General features: G+C 32.4%; 15 protein-coding genes and 1 pseudogene. 10 read left to right on the forward strand and 6 right to left on the reverse strand.

Annotated elements, in window-relative coordinates; all coding sequences use genetic code 11:
• Position 1 precedes the first annotated feature (1 nt).
• Genes LEP1GSC059_RS02330 through LEP1GSC059_RS02355 form a run of 6 tightly spaced genes read left to right on the forward strand, consistent with a single transcriptional unit; the run spans position 2 to position 9235 of the window.
• Positions 2–358, forward strand: a complete 357-nt coding sequence (locus LEP1GSC059_RS02330) for a hypothetical protein (protein WP_017215308.1) — start codon at positions 2–4, stop codon at positions 356–358.
• Entirely contained in the window at positions 355–1848 is a 1494-nt protein-coding gene (locus LEP1GSC059_RS02335) for an efflux RND transporter periplasmic adaptor subunit (RefSeq protein ID WP_017215307.1), read from the forward strand. The genes LEP1GSC059_RS02330 and LEP1GSC059_RS02335 overlap by 4 nt, the downstream gene beginning before the upstream one ends.
• Positions 1845–4925 (forward strand): efflux RND transporter permease subunit, encoded by a 3081-nt coding sequence (locus tag LEP1GSC059_RS02340; RefSeq protein ID WP_020980187.1) that lies wholly within the window; start codon positions 1845–1847, stop codon positions 4923–4925. The genes LEP1GSC059_RS02335 and LEP1GSC059_RS02340 overlap by 4 nt, the downstream gene beginning before the upstream one ends.
• A gap of 11 nt (positions 4926–4936) precedes the next feature.
• Positions 4937–7843: an efflux RND transporter permease subunit gene (locus LEP1GSC059_RS02345; protein ID WP_420323967.1), complete on the forward strand. Its 2907-nt coding sequence runs from the start codon at positions 4937–4939 to the stop codon at positions 7841–7843.
• Complete coding sequence (locus tag LEP1GSC059_RS02350; RefSeq protein ID WP_002178919.1) at positions 7830–8543, forward strand: MORN repeat-containing protein; 714 nt, start codon at positions 7830–7832, stop codon at positions 8541–8543. Before LEP1GSC059_RS02345 ends, LEP1GSC059_RS02350 begins: the two co-directional genes overlap by 14 nt.
• Entirely contained in the window at positions 8540–9235 is a 696-nt protein-coding gene (locus tag LEP1GSC059_RS02355; RefSeq protein ID WP_017215302.1) for a hypothetical protein, read from the forward strand. Before LEP1GSC059_RS02350 ends, LEP1GSC059_RS02355 begins: the two co-directional genes overlap by 4 nt.
• Before the next feature lie 805 nt (positions 9236–10040).
• Here the strand turns inward: LEP1GSC059_RS02355 and LEP1GSC059_RS02360 are convergent.
• The 6 genes and pseudogenes from LEP1GSC059_RS02360 to LEP1GSC059_RS24790 form a co-directional block, all read right to left on the reverse strand.
• The gene (locus LEP1GSC059_RS02360) at positions 10041–11114 is read right to left on the reverse strand and encodes an LIC10486 family protein (protein ID WP_002178917.1); all 1074 of its coding nucleotides are present in this window, start codon (positions 11112–11114) and stop codon (positions 10041–10043) included.
• Positions 11115–11125: 11 nt separating this feature from the next.
• Positions 11126–11851: a hypothetical protein gene (locus tag LEP1GSC059_RS02365; protein WP_002178956.1), complete on the reverse strand. Its 726-nt coding sequence runs from the start codon at positions 11849–11851 to the stop codon at positions 11126–11128.
• 449 nt (positions 11852–12300) lie between these two features.
• Positions 12301–13650, reverse strand: coding sequence for a threonine synthase (thrC, locus tag LEP1GSC059_RS02370; RefSeq protein ID WP_002178961.1), 1350 nt, complete (start codon positions 13648–13650; stop codon positions 12301–12303).
• Between the two features lie 3 nt (positions 13651–13653).
• Entirely contained in the window at positions 13654–14646 is a 993-nt protein-coding gene (locus LEP1GSC059_RS02375; RefSeq protein ID WP_002178948.1) for an SPFH domain-containing protein, read from the reverse strand.
• A gap of 91 nt (positions 14647–14737) precedes the next feature.
• Positions 14738–15319 (reverse strand): LIMLP_15305 family protein, encoded by a 582-nt coding sequence (locus LEP1GSC059_RS02380; RefSeq protein ID WP_002178928.1) that lies wholly within the window; start codon positions 15317–15319, stop codon positions 14738–14740.
• 3 nt (positions 15320–15322) lie between these two features.
• A pseudogene (locus LEP1GSC059_RS24790) lies at positions 15323–15538 on the reverse strand (hypothetical protein).
• A 38-nt stretch (positions 15539–15576) separates the two neighbouring features.
• On the opposite strand from LEP1GSC059_RS24790, the gene LEP1GSC059_RS02385 reads away from it, so the two are divergent.
• From LEP1GSC059_RS02385 to lepB, 4 genes are all read left to right on the forward strand, one after another.
• Positions 15577–17172: an LA_3751/LA_3752 family putative glycosyltransferase gene (locus tag LEP1GSC059_RS02385; RefSeq protein WP_020980208.1), complete on the forward strand. Its 1596-nt coding sequence runs from the start codon at positions 15577–15579 to the stop codon at positions 17170–17172.
• 171 nt (positions 17173–17343) lie between these two features.
• Entirely contained in the window at positions 17344–18879 is a 1536-nt protein-coding gene (locus LEP1GSC059_RS02390; protein ID WP_002178932.1) for an LA_3751/LA_3752 family putative glycosyltransferase, read from the forward strand.
• Positions 18880–19329: 450 nt separating this feature from the next.
• Complete coding sequence (locus LEP1GSC059_RS02395; protein WP_020980250.1) at positions 19330–20928, forward strand: LA_3751/LA_3752 family putative glycosyltransferase; 1599 nt, start codon at positions 19330–19332, stop codon at positions 20926–20928.
• A gap of 33 nt (positions 20929–20961) precedes the next feature.
• Complete coding sequence (lepB, locus tag LEP1GSC059_RS02400) at positions 20962–21558, forward strand: signal peptidase I (protein WP_036026556.1); 597 nt, start codon at positions 20962–20964, stop codon at positions 21556–21558.
• Positions 21559–21586 lie beyond the last annotated feature (28 nt).

Genomic DNA, 21586 nt, shown 5'->3' on the forward strand with positions numbered 1-21586 from the left:
AGTGGAATCAAATATCCTACCCATAAGAATTTCTATAAAGAATCAGGCCTCCAACCTGGCCAAACGAAGCCTAAATTTTTTGAAATTGTGGGAACTACCACGTTTTTTAACGATGATAAAAACTGGACAATGGTTTATAGATCGCCCAAAAGACATATTCTGTAGGAACTACCACTTTTTCCTAAAAACTTATCACAACGCTAAACGATCTTTAAGATTCTGGAACAAACTCAAAATAAATCTTATCTTTCAGAACAATCACCAAACAACGATTTTATGTAAAAATTTTACCCGACAAATTGTTGTCTTTGAATTTTTAGAAACCACTCATTTGAATCCCTGGAGGATAAAAAATTGATCATTAAATTTTTAAAGTCTAAGTTCGGAAAATTTTTTTTGTTATCTATAGCAGCGTATTTTATCATTTCTCTTTTTTTAACTCGCCTCGCGAAAAATTCTCAAAGTAAAATGTTAAAAAATTCGGTTTCTATGTTAACGAAACCTCTTTCTTTTTCATTCTCCTCGCCAAATCAATCTGAAGAAATGTTTTCATCAGAAGAAGAATCACAAAATCTAATGTCCGTTTTAGCGATGAACGTAACGAAAGAATCCATTACACCTATGGTAGAAGCTTCAGGGATGATAGACTTTATAGAAAAAGTGGACGTTTATTCTAAAGTATCTGGAAGAATCGAAAAGGTTTACTTTAAAGAAGGAGAAGAAGTTTCTCAAAATCAAAAATTATTTAAAATGGAAACCTTACCTCTGGAACTTGAATTACTCAAACAAGAATCCACTCTGGAAAGTTCAAAGTCACAGGTAAAATTAGCCAAAGAAAAATATCTGAAAGCAAAAAACAACGTACTTGCTAAAATTCAGGAATACGAAAAGTCTCTTTCCGTTTTAGAAAAATCAAAACAAGAATACGAAAAAGCTAAAAACTCTTTTGTCGGTATAGAAGAAATCTATAACGCAGGAGGATTTACTAAGGAAGAATTTGAAAACGCTAAACTAAATTTAAACTCCAGAGAAACCTCCTATCAAATCGCGGAAAAGGACGTGGAAATCAGAAGTATCGGTTTAACTGACAAAGACATATTAAGAAATAATTATAAACTTCCCCAGACAAAAGAAGAACGAACCTCAATACTTGAAGAGATCAATAGCCTAATAGAAAAAGCAGAATGGGAAGTGGCAGAAGGTGTCTATAAATCTCATGAAGCACAAGTAAATTCCACAAAAATGATGCTCAAAGAATCTTTAGTATTTTCACCTCTTACAGGAGTAATCTCAAAACAATTCAAAACCGAAGGAGAAATTCTAAGCGGCTCTGGACCGGGACAACATGTAGTATCCGTAATTAATGTCAAACAAGTATACGCGGTTTTAAATATTCCAGAATCAGAATCCATCAACTTAAGAAAAGGAATGAAAGTTTCCTTTTTAGCGGACGTTTATAAAGGTCAACAGTTTCAAGGTACAGTTCAATTATTAAGTCCTATGGTGGATCAAAAAAGCCACACTGTAGAAACCAAAGCCTTAGTGGATAATAAAAACAAACTTCTAAAACCAGGAATGTTTATCAGAGCAAATATTACCACTGGTCAAGAACAACCTACAATACGCATTCCAAGCAACGCAGTCGTGTTAAATGAAGACGGAACGACAGGAATTGTTTGTGTAGTTCGCAATGGAAAAAGTTATAGGAACGAAGTCAAACTGGGATCTCAGAGTGAAGGTAAGATCGTAATTTCGGAAGGTTTAATGGAAGGTGACGTTGTACTTCTTGAAAGGATATCACAACTCAGAGACGGTATGCCAGTAAACCCCTACTTCGACAAACGATGAAAAGTGTAGTTCGTTTTTGTGTTTCAAAACCAATTACGGTTTTGATGACTTGGTTTGCGATTATCATTTTCGGAATCATTGGATTAAAAAATGCTAAAATAACCTTACTTCCTGAAATTGTATTTCCTAGAATTTCAGTAATCACAGGTTATCCAAACGCTTCTCCCGAAGAGATAGAAAACCTAATAACAAAACCTCTGACCGATTCCATCGGTACCGTAGGAGGTATAGAAAAAGTAACTTCCGAATCCTTAGAAGGAATTTCGATCATCACAGTTCAGTTTTCTTTTCATAAATCGGTGGACTTTGCAATGATAGAATTGCGAGAAAAAATCGACCTAATTAGAGATCAACTTCCTCAAGACGCTAGCAAACCAATCGCAACTAGATTTGATCCTGCACAATCAGCATTTCAAGAAATTATAATATTCCCAAAAAATGAATCGGATTCCAAATCTCTCAAATCTTTTATAGAAGAAAATGTAAAAGTGTTTTTAGAAAGAATCGAAGGTATAGCCTATGTACAAATTTCCGGAGGATTTGAAAAAGAAGTTAGGGTAGAAATTGATCCTGAGAGAATGACAACCTATGGAGTTTCCATACCGGAAATCCAAAAGTCAATCGTCTCTGCAAACATCAACGTTCCTGCAGGAAGCCTTCCCGTAGGAAACAAGGACTTATTACTCAGAACTGTAGGAGAGTATAAATCCTTAGAAGACATTAAAGAAACAATCATTTCTACTAACAACACTGGAATTCCAATACCAATCGGATCGGTCGCGTCCGTTTATAAATCTTATAGAGAAAGAACCGGCTTGGCCAGATACAATGGAAAAGATTGTATCGTTTTATATCTTTATAAAGAATCGGGTAGAAACTCAGTGGAGTTAGCCGATAAAGTCATCAAAGAATTAGAATCGATTAACACCACTTTTGCGGACAAATTGTCTGCACAGTTGGTATACGACGAATCTGTTTTTATACGAGACTCTGTTTGGGGATTAGTTTGGTCTTTGATCTTAGGAGCGCTTTTAGCTTTTCTCATTTTAATGTTATTAATACAAAGTTTTAGAGCTCCTCTAATTTTGTTGATCATCATTCCAGCTTCTTTATTGGCTACCTTCCTTCTTTTTTATATATTTCGTATTTCCTTAAACATGATGTCTTTAGGAGGATTGGCCTTAGGGATCGGAATGTTATTCGATACGAGCAACGTTGTATTCTCTTCTATAGAACGTAATCTTGTAAAAAGAAAATCAGTTTTAGAGTCTTCGATCGAAGGAACCTCTGAAGTAGCAGGATCAATTTTATCGGCTACGTTAACTACGATTATCGTATTCTTACCGATTATATTTATAAAAAGTTTTATTGGAATTTTATTTTCCGAAATGGCAATTGCAATTGTCCTTTCCATTTCGATCAGTTTGTTTGCATCGGTAACGATCATACCAACACTCTACGTACTTTTTGAAAATACAAACTTTAATTCAAAGCTGATTGATCATCCCATTTTCGTAAAATCGGCAAACTTATATCAGAGCGCATTGATAACGTATGAGAAAAAACTAATAGAATACTTAGAACGTCCTAAAAAACTTTTTTCTATTTTACTTATAGGAATCTTTTTTTCATCGATCTTTTTATTTATACTTCCGCGAGAATTTATGCCAACCGTTGATAACGGAGAATTTACGATCAATATAGAAAACGTTCCTAATAGTACCTTAAACAGTACAACTGGAATTGCAGAAGCGATCGAAAAAATCTTACTCTCCAATAAAGACATCAAAAGTGTAATTTCTAAAATCGGATCTGATAATGACGATTTTATCGCTAAGGTAAACGGAAATTCCGGAACTAACATTGCCAAAATCAGAGTGATCTTAGTTTCCAATCCAAAACATACAACGACAGAAATTATAGAAGAAGTCAGAAAAAGAATTTCTTTTACAGAAGATATAAGAATTAACTTTGACGCAAACGGAGATATCATAGGTAAAATTTTAGATCCTAACGGTAGTCGATTGAATTTGGAGATCCACGGAGAAGATCTAAAAACACTTTCTACGATTGGAAAAAATCTAATCGACAAACTTAAAAAAGAACAAGTAGCAACCGATTTACGAAACTCTCTCGAAACTAAAAAAAATGAATATGTAATTGAATTCGATCCAATTAAAGCAAGCTCATTAAAACTTACCAACGACTACATTTCTCAATATGTTAAGGTAGCAAGTTATGGCTCGAACATATCAAAAATTAAATATCAAGAAGACGATCTAAACATTCGACTTTTAATCAAAAGAGATAGTATAGATAACTTAAATAAACTTCAAAATTTAAATATCAAAACCCCAACGGGTGAATTTATAAAACTATCTCAATTGGCAAACATTCAAGAAAACACTTCAAGTAGTTCTATTAAAAGATCCGGAAACTCTAGAATCAACGTAGTTCAAGGAAATCTAAACTCTAGTAAATCAATCGATTCAATCGTTCAAAATATTAAATTACCTCTCGGATATCGTATTAAAATAGGAGGTGAATCTGAAAATATGGAAAAGTCTTTTAAAGAACTATTGTTTGCGTTCGCATTAGCTTCCATTTTAATTTATATGTTACTGAGTAGTCAGTTTCAATCTCTCAAACTATCTGCGATTATGATTTGTACCATACCGCTTATGTTTATCGGTATTTTTCCTGCGTTATTTCTTTTTGGCAAAAGTTTTAATATTAGCGCATTTTTAGGACTTGTATTGTTGTTAGGTGTTGTCGTAGATAACGCTTCTCTTTATTATGAATACTTAATAATTTCGTTAAACGAATCCAAAGAACTTTCTAAGGCAATTATAGAAAGTGGCAAAATTGTATTCAGACCTATTTTAATGAATAATTTGACTACAATCTTGGGTCTAATTCCAGTTGCTTTTGAATTTCAAAAAGGAGCAGAATTCCAATCCCCAATGGCAATCGTGGTCATTGTTGGTTTATTATCTTCCTTTTTATTTAGCTTGTTCTTATTACCTATATTATTTTTTTATATATTAAAAAAATATAAAATTCAAATTATTAAATAGAAACATTTATCGTGAACCAGAGCAAACTTCCATCAAAAATTACAATACAGATGATCGTCGGTGCAGTATTATTGTTTGGTGTTATATCTGCGTTTATGCTCAACTATTCGTTGTTTCCGGTCGTAAAGAATCCTGCTCTTTCCATAATAGTAGATTATCCCGGAACCGACGCCGAAACGGTAGAAAATACAATTACCATTCCTCTAGAAAATCAAGTCTCTACAATTGGAGGAATTTCTGAAATCAGGTCTACTTCCGAAAAAGGAAAATCACTGATCCGTTTGGATTTTGAAAACGACACAAACATAGACGTCAAAACATTGGAAATCAAAGAACGTATCGAAACCATTATCAATACGTTTCCCAAAGAAGTTAGAAAACCAAGAGTTTTAAATTTTGATCCAAATGAAATGCCCATTGCGGTTATTTCTTTAAACGCAACCGATTCTAGATCCTTAGGAGAATTAAGAGCCTTTACAGATTCGATTATCAAAAAAGACATCGAAGGAATTAACGGAGTCAGTAAAGTGACCGTTTCTGGTGGCAAAATCAAAGAAATTTTAATTTCTTTTGATATTAGAAAATTAAATTCCTATAATATTCGTCTCGTCGATATCAACGAAGCCATTTACTTTAACAATCGCACATCTACGATCGCCTCTGTCGAAGAAAAAGGAGGATTGTATCAAGTAAGACTCAGAGGAAAATTTTCTAAATTAGACGATTTGGTGGACCTTCCTATATCCAATCCAGAAATTGGAAAAAGTATAACCCTAGGCAACGTAGCCAATATACAAAATTCTTACAGAGACGAAGACAATACATATCGAGTAAATGGAAATCAAAATATAGGAATATACGTATATAAAAAATATGACGCGAACATTCTAAGTATTTCTTCTGAAATAAAAAAAACAATCTCTCATCTAAGTCAAGACGGAACTAAGTTCGACTTACTTTATAATCAAGCAGACAATATTAGAAATACTTACCTTAATCTCATTTGTATCATAATGGTTACCATTGCCATTTTGTTTTTCGCAGTAAAAAGAAAGAGAGAAATTGATATTCCCAAATTCACCGGAACGATTTTATCGCAGTTGATATTATCTTTTCTAATAATTTCATTCATCCATTTCATTTTAAAAAAAGATTTTGATTTACTCTGTGTATTATCCATCTATCTATCGTTTTCTATTTGGATCGTTTTTTATTTTAACTTCATTCAAAATCATACAATCAATTCAAGTGGAGAAAAAAAAATACTTTTATTTATCGCGGCAAGTATACCCATATTGTTTCTTCCTGGAATTTTACTCAATAGTACGGTTGCCGTAAATCTGATCAGAATGGCGATCATGACATCAATCGGAGTCTTAAACAATTATATCGTTTACAAATACTTCTATCAAAATCTTTCTGCAAATAAATTAGATAAGTTTCCTACGATCACTACAATTCCGGAAAAATCAAAAACCCAATCGATATTGCACGAACCACAAAAAAATAAACGAGATTTAATTTTAAATTTTCTTTTGATCACGATGCCGATCGTAATGATATTTGTACTAATACAATCTTCAAAGGAAGTTTATTTTAACGTAGAAGACGACCGAATTTACGGATACGTAGAACTACCAGCCGATTCAAACTTTGAATATACAGACGAAATAGTTCAAAGAATAGAATCTAAGTTAGTTGCAAATCCAAATGTAAAAGACGTAATCTCACAAGTGGAACCAGGCCACGCGTTTTTAATCATCAACTATTATAAAAGTTTTTTTCCAAGTGATTCAATCATTCCATCTCTCAATCAATCAGTTGGTAAACAAAATCCTGCATTTTGTTATTTTACAAAAGAATCTGATCTAGGTAGAATGAAAGAAATTTCTTTAGACATCGTGGGACAATCTCACTCAGATCTCAATAAATCAGTACCAAAAATAGCAAGCCTAATTACAAATTTACCTGGAATCCACGAGGTAATTCTCAATTTTAAACAACCTCGTAATGAATTACAACTGGACTTAAATAATCGTGATCCGTTACTTCACAACTCGGAAATTGGTTCCTTTTTAAGAACTGTGGTTCAAGGTTCGGTTATCAGTAAATACAATGAAAATAACAATGAATTGGATATCCGAGTCCGTGCTTCCAAAGAATTTAGAGATTCTGAAAAACAGTTAAACAAGTTTTTAATTAAAAATAATTCAGGGGAATTTTCCTCAATTGGCAGTTCTTTTACCCAGAGAGAAACTCTCTCCCCGACTAAATTTTTTAGAAAAAACAAACGACCCAACCTTTCTATTTCCGTCAGAACAGACTCGTACAATCCAAACACATTACTTAAACTTGTACAAAATCATTCCCAAATATTACTAAATAGCAACGAAAGAGTCGAATTAAATCATCGAATTGAAAAGCTATCTAAATCGAATACGAACTTTGTAGTTTATATAATCTTAACATTAGCAACTTGTTTTTTTCTTTTTGTAATTTATACAGAATCTCTCAAGACGTCTTTTGCGTATTTTTGCAGCTTATTTTTTTCTTATTGCACTTTTGCATCAATTTATTTAGTAATATTCAAAACTTATGATATAGGGTTCCACATTGGGAGTGTCGTAATTCTTATATCTCTCATACTGCATATTTTATCTAATTCCTCTGAAATCAAAGGACAAAATATAAATTGGGATTTTTACTTTGTAGCAATCACTCTTTTTTTGCCTTTATTGATATTATCAAATCCGGAACTTAACGTATTCAAAAAGATTCTAGGGTTATTTATGATTTCTTTAGTACTATCTAGATTTTTACTGATCCATTTTAATTTCAGATTCGCAAATAGTTTCCAAAAAGTTTTATCAACAAATAACATATCCAAAATCAACGGAGGAAAAAATGTACGCCGATAAAATATTTCGTCCAATTCTTAAACTCTTTTCTAACTTGAAAGTCCTATTTCAAGTTATCTGGAAAACAAAAAAAGGAAAAATTTTTATTTTAACCATTTCCGCTATAGCGGTCTTTTTTATAATCACTTTCTATTTGAATATTACAAAATATAAATGTATTACTGGTGACTGTAAAAACGGCTTTGCAAAAATGCAATACCGAGGTGGCTCCTATTACGAAGGGTACGTCAAAAATTCTCATCCCGATGGTTACGGATTGTTTCAAAATAAAGAAGGACATCTTTACAAAGGAGAATGGAAACACGGTGTTAAATATGGAAAAGGAGTCTACCGTTATCCAGATGGATCTTCTTATTCCGGTTTTTTCTTAAATAATAGTAAACACGGCCCCGGCATATTTACTTGGAAAGACGGAACAAACCTAAACGTTAGATGGAACGAAGACGAGCCAAACGGATCTGGAATTTTAACTTTATCCGATGGAATGCGACTAAGTGGAATTTACAAAAATGGACATATTTTTGAAGGTAACGGCGCTTTTATTTATCCAAACGGAAACTTTTACATAGGTTCGTGGCGCTTAGGAAAAAGAGAAGGTTTCGGAATTCTCAAAGATGAACTTGGAAGGATATTATACAAAGGAAATTGGAAAAACGATAAAGAAGTCCCAGGCGGCTTAAAAGAGGATAACAAGGAATGAACATATTAGAAAAAATCAAACAGTATATTGCAGATAACGTATTTAAAAGAGAAATTGTAAAAAATGTCAAAATACACTTAGCCCCAGAAAACATCCTTACTTTTTCTGATGCTACCTTTTTTAAACTTACTTTAAAAACACATATTATATTTCTAATACTCTATATTATAACTAATTTTCTGCTCTCTTTATTTAATTTAAGTTATATAGTTGAGTATACAGAAATTATGCGTGATTACTTAGCAGAAGGGAAAATTTCGCTATTGATGTATTTGTTAAATGCATTTCCATATAATATTATATTTTTTGCATTTTCTCTAATCGTATTTGAACTTTATTTTAGTATCATTTCTTATTTAACCGTTAAGATTTTTGGAGAAGAGGGAGTTAGCTTTCTAAAATGTATATCCTTGGCAATTTCCAGTAACATATATATTCTACTCTCCTTATTCCCAGTCTTATTTTTATTTACTCTTATGCCGAACTCAGCCAAAAGAGACATTTTTTATATGATTTTGTTTATAGGCTTTGTTAGTATCTTTGTAATTGCAGGGATCGTTTTACAAATGATTAGTTTTATTAGAATATCTAAAAAAATATTTAACCAAAATACTGGACGAGCTTTTTTAACTTGGTTCAGTCCTATTTTTGTAATTTTTCTATTTCTTGTTTGGATTATGAGAGCATCTTAGAGAATTATCCGATGATGATTTTAAAAATAGAAGCCCGTTCAAAAACTACAAATAAAGAGAGATTCAACTTGTAGTTTTTTTCCAAACTACTTTTAAACGAAAGGTTATGATCTTACCAATAAACATTTTAAAAAGTGGTTTATCTTAAGGAAATTGAATTGTGTTTTTATTAGTTAACACGAGTTCAGCGTAAGGAATTTATTTTTCTAAAAAAGTTGAGATCTGAACTTTATGGGTCAATTCCTAAAATGTGGGAACTACTGCAATTTAAAAAATAGAAGTTAATAAATCTGTCGTTTTCAAATGCGGGAACTCACACAAGCTCAGGTTTTTCTGTAAAATTATGTGGGAACTACTGCAAACTACGATTTCACGAACAAATTCTAAAATTGTAGGAACTCATACTTTTAGAAAATTCTTTCTCAGCCGAACTCACATTAAAATGGCATTTAAATTTTGGTGATGGCTGTAAAACAGTGGTTTTGTGCAAAAATTGGATGGGCGATGATTCTTTTGTATTCCATAGTAGTTCCCACAATTTTCAAAGTTTAACTGGTAAATCCACGATTTGTAAGAGTTCCCGCAAATTAAGTCACATTATAAATTTTTAAACATTTATTTTTTACGGAAAAATCAGGTTTTTATAAAACGAATTTCTCAGTCGGACTCACGTTTTTATTTTCAATTGCTAAAAACAGAATTTAGCCGCAGCAGCCGAACCTGTACACATTGATCGAATCCTATTACAACCTGATTCTTTAAGCACCACAATTTAGGTTTTAAAGAAAAGATACGTATCCAAAAACTATTTCATAATCAAAAAGACGAGCAAACCTATTACAAGTACTACACCTGCAACGATAATGATTCCAAGAGAACCGCCTCCGGAAGAAGTTTCGGTTTTGGTAGTTGAAGTAGAACTTGAAGTTTTAGTTTTTACTTTTGCAAGTCGAACAGGGCGTTCTTCAAACGCCTGTAAGAGTACCCCAGAAGGACCTTTAGCAAAAATATGATATTCTCCTTTTCCAGCGGCGATTCCAATAAATTCTCCCACAACGTTCCTTACGTTACCATTTTCATCGATGCCGCCTAACGTCTTTGCCATCGCCTTTTCATCCATACTTCCGGTAGGCAATTGAAAATAAAGTCTGTCTCCCTCGGTCAACTCGTCAAAGTCAACTCCTCCGACAGGAGCAAGAACCGTCTTAGAAAGAATCACTCTTCCGAAAGGTTTTCTAAACTGGTCGATTTGCCTCTGAACTGGAGTTTTTTCTTGGCTTTCAGGAACTTGCCCAATAGAAGGTTCTTCAACAGGGCGATTGACCGCAGGAATCATTCCAGCAAAAACGTTTTTAGCCCTGAATTTTAAACTAGATATAAATTCTATGTCCGCCTGAATTCGAACAATATTCACTTTTAATGATGTTTTAATCTGATTCTCTAAAATATTTACGAGACTGGAAGCGTCGTTTTTATCCCAATTCGCATAAGAAGATTCTAATACAGCTTTAGTGAGTTTGGAATAAACGATCCTTCCAATACTATCGGAAAGTCCCGGATCGTATGGTTCCGATTTTGCTGCCTCCATCATATCTAATGCAAATGCAGCAGAATCTTGAAAACTCCGAATTTTACGAATTAAAGACGAATTAGAAAATAAAGAAAAAATTTCTATGACTTCGTTTTTATACTTACTCACTAGTGCGACCACGGCACCACTTCTATTTTCAATATCGATTCTAATTTTTAAAAGAAAAGCGTCTCTAATCTTACCCTGAATCAATTCTACCGCTTGTTCTTCCGTAAGTACAGACTCAAGCGCGAGATTCATGAGATTGGCTTGTTCCTGTAATTTATTGACTTGATTGCTCGGTTCCATTCATCCTCGTTCTACGTTTCAGAAGTTAAATTTTGTTCTTTTGCGAACTTCAATCTTTTAGGAATATAATCCTCTTTGAAAGGAATTTCAACTCTAGCAACAGTTTGAGAAACCCCTTTCTTACTGTAAATCGTAAACAAATGTCTGTCAAATCCACTCTGTGCAACTAGAATTTCCACCATCGTAATTCCGAGCCCGGCCCCTTCTGTTGAATCACCAAACTTCATATAAAACTCAAAAAGATTGTCAAAACCTCTGGAAATCCGGAATTTTTCCCTAACTCTTTTTTCTTCCTGCTCCGTAAGTTGAAAATTATTTAGAATTTTTAAAATGATCCTATCTTGATTAAAACAAAAAGTAACCTTTACCAAAAGGTCGTGTTCCTTCATTTTCTCTCTATAAAACGGAAATTTTTTATTGCTCAGACTACTATGAAAGGTTTCCATCCCTCGAACATAGTCTTCTGGAGACTCTATGTTCAATTTGGACTCTTTGAATAAGATTCGTTTAATCGACGCCTTGGTTGCATTGACGATCAGTTCTTTGGCGGAAGTAAATAAAAGTTCAGAAAGATCCAGACGACCATATCGTGTAAGAATTCCGTGAATGATATATCTCAGCTTTTTTTCACCTTTCGGGGTTAAAACGTAAGTAATCAATGAAATAGGAATTTCTTTTAAAATCGCAGAATCGACTTCTATTTGAAAGTGAGCTGGTAGGTCGTCAAAATCCTCCATGAATTAGAGATTCGACGAAATGCTTCCTATTTTCGACGAAAAAAAAAGAATTTTAAAAAAAGTCTTCAAAAAGTGGGACGAATAGAATTTCAACCAACGTTCCCATTTAAGTTAAAAGTTTTCTTAAAACCTTAGTATTTTTTAACAACAATCAGAAAAAGAGCACCAGAGGCATAACCAGTGAGAACATAACAATAATTAACGTAGATAGAAAATCTATCTAAAAGTATATTTTCGACTCTGAATTACACAACTTAAGTAAAACATTCTTAAGGGCCAAAAATAGTATTCTGAAAAAAACATTTGGATTTCTAAAGCTTTCACTGTAAAAACGGAATTGTAGGAACTCAGACAATACAAAGTTTTAAGTAACCCTTTACATCAAGGGCTCCTTCCTTTGATTCACTGTTTTGATTGGCACATTAGTTAGGTTAAGTTTCGAAAACAAATTATTTGGAAGCTAATAAATCTCGAATGAAACCAACTACCTTATCCACCTTAGGTTCTACTTTATGAATTGAATTTACGATTTTAGAATTTGTTCCTGGAATTTCTCTGCCATGAAATTTTAACTTAAACTCCGTGAATTTTAAACCATGAGCGGTCGAAATGACTACCACATTTTCACCTTTAGAAATTGTTCCTTTTCCAATCAACTTTTCCAGAGCCGCCAAAGCCACACCTGTATGAGGATCGTTGTATAAACCGAATAAGTCCGCTTTAGCAGCCGCATCGGCTAACTCCGATTCACTGGCTTGTTCCACAACTCCATTGAACTTTTTGAGAGTTTTGATCGCTTTTTGGACTGAAACCGGGTTTCCAATTTGAATCGCAGAGGCAAGAGTCGTTTTTGCAGAAACTGGTTCAAAACTTTCAAAATCCTTTAAGTAAGAAAGATAAAGAGGATTTGCGTGTTCCGCTTGTGCTAAAACGATCCGAGGAAGTTTATCGATCAGCCCCAAAGAAAACATCATCTCGAAACCAGCGCCTAACGCGGATACGTTTCCTAAATTTCCGCCCGGAATCACAATCCAATCTGGAACCTTCCACTCTAACTGTTGAGTGATTTCTATCGAAATCGTTTTTTGCCCTTCGATCCGTAAAGAATTCATTGAGTTTGCTAGATAAATTCCAGCTTCTCTAGTGACTTCTTTGACGATCTTCATACATCCGTCAAAGTCAGTGTCAAGTGCAATCACCTTAGCGCCGTTAGATACTGGTTGAATCAGTTGGGCTTGAGATACTTTTCCCGCGGGTAAAAATATAATCGCAGGGATTCCCGCCTTTGCGGCGTAAGACGCCAAAGCAGCGGAAGTGTCTCCAGAACTAGCACAAGCCACGGCACGGATCGGAACGCCGGAAGAAATCATCTGTTTTACTTGAGATAACAAAACAGTCATTCCTAGATCTTTAAAAGATCCAGTGTGTGAAATCCCACATTGTTTTACATAAAAACTTCCGAGCCCAAGACTTTCGGTCAATCGATCGGAAGTAAAAAGATGAGTAAGACCTTCGCCTGAAGTTACAATGTTCTTATCTTCGACATGAGGAAGAACCCATTCTCTTTTGTTCCAAATTCCGGAAGAATTTGGAAACTTGACAGAACGAAATCTACCATCGAACAGATCTTTCCATTCTTGTCCGGACACAGATTTTAATGCATTTAAATCGTGGGAAACTTGAAGAAGACTTCCACACTTTTTGCATTCATAAATGATTTCGTTTAGATCGTATCTAGTTTTACAAGAATCGTTAATACATTCAAATTCAGTTTTATATCTGGTAAGAGTAGAAATCATATTTTAGATAGAATTCAAAATGTCCTTTTTTTTGGTATCAAATTCTTCCTGAGTGATCAAACCTCCGTCCAGAAGAGACTTCAACTTTGCAAGTCTAGCAGTTGCATCTTCCGTTGTAGGTTTGGCGCCTCCTTGATTTTGACCCATCATATTCGCCATCATTCCCGCCATGTTCATTCCCATTCCAAGCCCCATTCCGGCACTCATTCCTTCTCCTGCAGAACCGCCTGGATTGTTAGCCGCAGCTTCTCCAATATCCAACATTCTCTTTTGCTGATACATGTTTCCCATCGTTTCGATTTCAAATTTATCCGTAAGAACTTTCTGAATCTTCTGAAAGTTAGGATCATTCTGATCAAAATTGATCGATTGGATAAAAAAGTCTACAACCTCAAGGCCATATTTTTGAAAATCAGGTTGAGTTTTAGTTTTTCCAGCAGAAGAAGTTTCTTCGAGATGTTGAGAAATCTGAGTAATTGGAACTCCATTTTTTAATACGACTTCAGAAATAAAATCACTAAGCCTAGTTACTACCATAGGCTTCAGTAATTTATCCACACCGTCATGATCAAATTTATGTTGAGTACCAACTACAGTGTTTACAAAAGATTTAGAATCGATTACTTTTATATTATAATTTCCAAATGCTCTAACTCCCAACGTAATATGATATTTCGGATCTTCAATCTGAATCGGAGCCGGAGTTCCCCAGGTCATATTGATCACAGACTTATTTACATAAACCACTTCCGCAGTAAACGGAGTTTGCCCGCCAAACGGTAAGTTTACAAGTTTTTCCAAAATAGGAATATTTCCGGTTTTTAAAGTATGAGTTCCTGGACCAAAAACGTCTAACGCTTTTCCTTCTTTAAAAAAGACCGCTTCCTGACTTTCGTTTACTACAAGCTGACCAAAATAGCTAATATCGTTTTTTGGAAATTTCCAAATAATTTCTCCTGGTTGCCCTTCGTATTTAATTACATCAATCAATGCCATAATTCATTCCTTTGCTATATTCAAATTTTATTATTTAATAACGACACTATTCTTTCGATTTCTTTTAAAAAGTAAGACCTATTCTTAAATTTTAAAGTTTCAAGAATAATTCCTTTCTGGATCGAAAAACATTTTCCAATCCATCCAAAGAAGAACGAATTTCTCCGATTTTATCTCGAACTTCCTGAATAGAAAAATTGGAGTTCATTCCAAGGGCTTGAATTTTAGATTCAACTTCTCCGACTTCCTTAAACAAAGAAAAATCGAATTCCGCTAACTTTTCTAATTCTTCTCGAGTCGCTTTCAAACCGGTTCCAAGTCCGTTCAATCCATACCCAGCGGATTGAATTGTATGAACTAATTTATCGATCAATACGACTGCAATTTCCCCACTTCCAATTAACTCCATTCTTCTTTCCAATACAAAAGTTTCTTCTAATCTTCGGATCGATTCTTTTAAATAAGAAACCTTAGAAGCTAATTCTTTTCTCAACATAGAATCCGCATTCTGAAATTCGTGATCTTTGAGAGCGTTTGAATAAAGAGGTAGTTTTTCCATAAAACTACGGATCTTTCCTCTTTCCGATTTGTAGCGAGAAATTAAATTTTGCACGGGCGACTGTGCTATAAATTGACCAATTACGTTTTGTCCAGTGGAAGTTTCCTGTTGCATAACTTATAGTTTTACACGATTAAAAATTAGATCAATGAAAAAACGAACCTTTGATATTTCTAAACATGACTATATTTGATTGTAAGATTTTAAATCGTTTATAAAACGTATTTCACTTTAAATCGAAAGCAGATTGACCTTGAAAACAATTACTATAAGTTGACTTTCAATTGAAGCAATTTGTTTATTTTATCTATAATCGTTTCCTTTTATAATCAACGTATCAATAACATAAGATTTTCTATTTTTACAAATCAATGATCCTAAAACTGAAAGCTATTCTAATTCAAATTTTTAAAAGTAAATCTTTTACCGTCACAACTTGTTTTTGTTTTTCGTATTTTCTATATTTGACGATTCCACCTAAATACCTTTTATCTGCAGATCACTACGAAAAATTCATTTTAGGAAAATCCATCTACCTAAGCACCTTTCAATCGTTAGACGTATTCTATCCAGGATTTGGATTTGATCCAGAACTCAAATTCAGCCTTCTAAAGATGTCAGTTGTAAATGGACATAAGATCATAGCGTTTCCTATTTCATTAGGAATTCTTTATGCTTTTGCATATCCATTTGGAGGAGTTTACGGAATTTATTTTTTGTCCGCTTTATTGATCGGCATGGCCTTATACGGAATCGGAAAGGAATATAAAATCCAGGCTTGGCAAGTTCTATTATTTTCTATTTTATCTCCAATCGTGATGAACGGTTACTTGTTTATGGACGTAGGAGTGGGATTATTTCTTTTTGTATTTGGAATTATTTTCTATCAAAGATCTAAAGAAAAACGATTTGTTTTTTTGGCAATTACTGGTGGATTTTTATTGTCTCTGAGTTATTGGTTTCGTTTAGAGTATCTGATCTTTATCGGACTTTATTGGTTTTGTGAGGGAATAATTCACTTTTCATTTTCAGAAAAATCCAAAAACAAAAAAGGATTTTTTTTGACCTCGACAGTTCTTATACTTTTATTCTTAGTTTATTGTGGATTTAACCAGTGGTTTTTTAATTCTCCTCTAGGACCTAGATACAATGCAAACTATGGGTCATCTGGAAATTCAAATCTATTTAAGAATTTTATAAATCTATTATTTTATGGAAATCTTAAGTTAGGATTATTTGGATATTCTCCTTTTTTATTTTTAGGTGTTTTATTTTTTATTTTTGTATCTATAAAAAACTGGAAAAATATTCCGCAAAAAGAAAAACCTCTTTTAGTTTCTTCAATTGTAGGAATTTTTGTAGCGGCAATCGTAGCGCCTAACGACGGTGGAGCCGAATCCGGGTCACGTTATTTAACTCCTGGTCTTCCGGGGTTATTTGTACTTACTTCTAAATTTTTTTCGTTTTTAAAAACTAAAAAAAAGATTTTTAGAATTCTATATTATATCCTACTTTTCGTTTCTATTTTTCCTACTTGGATTTATTATAAAACTACAAAAGGATTTGCAAAAAATACCAAAGTCGTTCAAGAATTCATTCTCAAAGAACCGAAAGAAAACCTGCTTATTTTTCAAAATGGTTTAATCGGAGGTATGGCTGGAGAAGACCTCTATTTTCAAGGAAGAATTTATCAATCCGCCAAAGTAAAAGAACTTTTAGAGTTTTTAAAAAAATTTTCTGCTTCTAAAAATCAAAAGTCTGTTTCTTTCGAATACTTTGCTTATTCTCAGGAATATACAGAAGGAATGAAAGATTTAAAATACGATTCAGATACAAAAGAAGGGATGATCGGTCATTTGAAACAATTCCACTCCAAAGAGATTTCGGATATTACATCTGTTCAAATCGTAAATAAAAAAAATATAGGGAACATAGAAGTTTTTTACGGGATTTATCAGGAGAAATAAGATATTTTATACTTTTATAATTTAGAAAAAAAGAATCTATTTTTTAAATCTATACAAATTTATCATAAGAGCGATACGCTGAATTTCTCAACAAGTTTCATTAAGTAATTATGGCATTGAGTTTTTGGGGACAAGTCTGATATAAAATTATATTAAGGATTTAATAAAAAGATGATACAAAAAATCAAAGAACAATGGGCGGTATTGATTCTAATCATAGTCGTACCAATTCTACATATTGGAATCGGAACGGAAAATACTTATATCGCCGACTCTGCTTTAAAAGCAATGCAGACAGATTCTTTGATTCAAAACAATTTCCAATCCGAAAAAATCAGATACCCTGCAGAAAAATTAGATCCGCTTCACGAAGCATTTTTTCTTCCGGGAACAGGTTTTGCAAAAGAAATCCAAGGAAAGTTTATTGGACAATATCCAATAGCATTCACTTTTTTTTCATCTTTCTTAAGACTTATAGGCATTACTTGGAAATGGGTTCCTATGCTTTTATCTTTTTTTATGATCTTTTCTCTTTATTTACTTTCAAAAAGAAAACTAATTAGTCAAAAGACTATTTTACTTGGTTACTTTGCAACAATCCTTTTCGCCTTATGCTTAGATTTTAGTGAATATTCTATATACTTTCTTTTCAATTCTATAGGATTTTCTTTTTGGCTTCGTTATAGAGATTTGAAAAAATCCAGAGACCTTTACTTAGCCCTCATTTTCTGTTCTGTTCCTATTTGGTTTCGATTAGAAACATTACTTTTTTTAGGAAGTTTAGTACTTTCTGAAATTATAATGTATCGAAAAAACATAAAAAATTTAATAGAAGGAATAAGTCCTGTGGGAATTCTACTTGGAATTCTTCCAATAATTTTATTTTTCTTTTGGAATCTTTGGGATTATGGACATATATTAGGTGTACGATTTATTTTTAACTATGGAATCGAACACACATCTATTCTAGACAGGGTTCATCGTTTTTTTTCAATTATATTCGTAAACTATGTAAATGGAGCTCCAAAATTCGGACTATTTTTCTGTTCTTCATTCTTATTACTTCCAGTTATATATTATGTTTTTTTTAAAAATGAAAAAAACGAAAAAATCAACTTTCTGCTTTTGGTAATCGCCATAAATACAATAATGGTAGGAGTCTTAGCACCTAACGATGGTATTACGATAACAGGAAGATACCTTATACTTACAATCATACCTCTATTGATTCTTTGGGAAATATGGAATCCTCAAATTTCCAAAAACTGGAAAACTATTTCTGTAGTTTTAATTATTTTTTCCTTTTTGATCTCTGGTCTAATTTTAGCGATTATGCAACATGCGATTAAACAGGAAAAAATATATAGAAATTTTTATGCACAGAATCAAAGTTCTGTTTGGATTTTTACGGACCCACTTCTATGCGGACAAGCCGGATCGGATCATCTTTCTAAAAACATTCTATGTATTAATCCAAAAACAAATCTGGATCGAATTGTAAAAAACCTTGTAGCAGAACCTTCGGTTTCTTCTTTGACTTTATTTGAAATGAATGAAAAAGAATTTAAAAAATTTGAATATAAAATACCTATGATTTTACCTTTCGAATCAAAATCCCTTTTAATTAATAAATTGGATTTAAACTTTAGGAAAGAAAAACCCTTAGAATACAAAGGAATAGTTTCAACTCGTTATTATAAACCTTAACTTTTTTCCATCATTAGAATTGTTGAAAATTTAATTCTCCATCTATTCTGTTTTATAGAATTGGTCAATTGGAGCAATTTTATTTGTTTGAACTATAAAATTTTCAACAACTCAATTAAAAAACAGAAGAAAACCATATCTTTAAAAAATTCTGTTTTTTGAATATACTTCTTAAAAATACAAATAAAAATTAGACTTCGCCGTTATAATTCATTCTTTTCGGAGAAGATTTGTAGTGAGTGAGACTGAATTCACAAAATACAATATTTCATCTCTTTTTAAAAGAATTTATGAATATTTTATAACAAAATTGTATCCTTTGAAACTTGACATCGATCAAAATTGTATTAAAACGCCAATGATCACTTAATGTTTATATGTTTTATTGGCACTGAATTCGGTTCAGCCAAGTAGGTAAGAATGTTAGAAAAAGTTCTAATTCTATAAACGATGAAACTTAAAAACTTGTTCTTAAAACATTCAATTCAATCTCTACTTTTAATTTTTTCAATGGGATTTATTTTTTATACAACGTATTATACAATACCTAAATTCTCTTTTGCTTCCGATAGTCTTGTTAAAGTTTTACAGACAAAAGGTTGGATCGAATCGAATTTTCAGTCTCAAGAGATTTATTATTTAGGAAAAAGATTAGACCCTGATTTTAATTTTTTATTGGTTCAAACGATTAATTCCACAAAAGGAGAAAAAATTGGACCGTTTCCATTTACAAACACTTTGATCACTACACCTTTTGTTTGGATTGGACATCCAGAATGGATTTTATATTTATCTACATTTTTTTTTGGTTTGTACTTAATCGTTTTATATACAATTTCAAAAAAGTGGATCATACCAATTATTGCAATGATTTCGACTCCTTTATTTCATCACTTTATCTCTTTTTCAGACGTTTCCGTTGCTGCTACATTAGTTTTGTTAGGAATTCTAATTCTACAAAATAGTAAATTGCTCTTTTCAAAAAATCACTCTGCGTACGTTTTTCTTTCTGGAGTTTTATTGGGTATAGCTTGTTGGTATAGACAAGAAGTGTTTGTGTTAACTTTGTGTTTAATTTTCTCCACATTTACAATTAAAATTTTTTCAGAAAGAAAAGAACTAATTAAAGAATCGAGACAAATTTTACTGTTTTTAAGTGGTTTTTTACTAGTCTTTAGTATATTTGTACTTTATAATTTTTTAAATTACGGATTTTTATTTGGCCCCCGTATCATTTTGAATAAAACAATTACAAGTTTTGATCTAGAAAACAAGGTTTCGGACATTCAAAGTCTACTTTTTTCTGGAAAAGGGCGTTTGGGATTTTTAGGATATTCTCCCTGGTATTTTTTTATCGTTTTGTTTTTTATATACAAATGGAAAAAAACAAGTCAATACGTTAAAATTTGGATACTCACTTTTGTTTCGAATTTAGTTTTAGTCAGTATATTTACTCCCAACAATTCTAATATAGATTGGGGGTCACGGTATTTGACCTGTAGCGTTTTTATTCCACTTTTACTTTTAAATGAAATCAAAATTTCGAAGAACACTTTCTGGTTTTTTCAAAAAAAATCGAAATTAAAAAAAACCTATAAAAACGAAACAAATCTTATTAAGGTTAAAAATATAAGAATAAAAGAAAATTATAAAAAAATAATGTTATTTGGATTTTTAATTTTGATTTTATATTCGATCAGTGTTAATTTTAAAATGATCCAATTAATGAGAAAAATTTCAATTCAACTTTCCGAAATTCAGTCAGAAATCCCTTGGGATAATTCTAAAATTTTCATCACGTCAAAAAACAGCATTGCTAACACGTTTGGACTCAATTATCTTTCTCAAACAATTCTCCTAATCAAAAAACCGAAGGATTTAATACAAATATTACAATCACATCCTAATGAAAAGTTTATTTTAATTGAGAATAAATCGGATAAACCTTGGTCAGAATCTATTAGAAATGAATTTGCCAATAAACTAAAAATCACTATAATTAAATATCCTAAAGTACATTTGCGTTTCACAGAAATAGAATCCCACTAAAAGATTTGCCACATTCAAGAAGATTTCTAAACATTGTCTTACGTTCTTATGAAAAGTATCATAATGCAAAAGAATACTAGAAAGTATCTACGCGTTATTCTTCCAATATTTCTCTCTTTATTTACAATTCTTTTAATACGAATTTTTTTATTTCAAATTTACTTCATCTCAGGTTATTCTATGGCTCCTTCTTATAAGGAAGGGGATTTAATCTTAGTTACTAAATTCGGATTTCCGACCCGTATTGGAAAATGGGAAATATCTTTTGTTGAAAGTAAAGTAGATCGTTTTGAGGTTCTAGTTCTGGATGGACTTGAAGAAGAACTAAGTTTAAAAAGAGTTGTAGGATTACCAGGCGATTATTTTCGTTTCGAAAACGATCGGATTCTAATCAACGATTCTCCACTACACGAAACATTTTTAAAACCTGGATTTAAAACTATCGCACCTTCTCTTTCTATGATTCCTATGGCTGCAGCTAAAGGAAATGTTCCAATTGGGGACACTGGCCGAATTCCCCCAGGCTATTTTTTAATGTTAGGTGATAATCGAGAAAACTCAACAGATTCTAGGAACTACGGTTTAGTCCCATTTCAAAAACTAAGAGGTAAGGTTTGGATTTTTTTATAATTCCTAAATTGAAAAAAAATAATCAATT

The organism is Leptospira noguchii serovar Panama str. CZ214 (assembly GCF_000306255.2).
Lineage (GTDB): Bacteria > Spirochaetota > Leptospiria > Leptospirales > Leptospiraceae > Leptospira > Leptospira noguchii.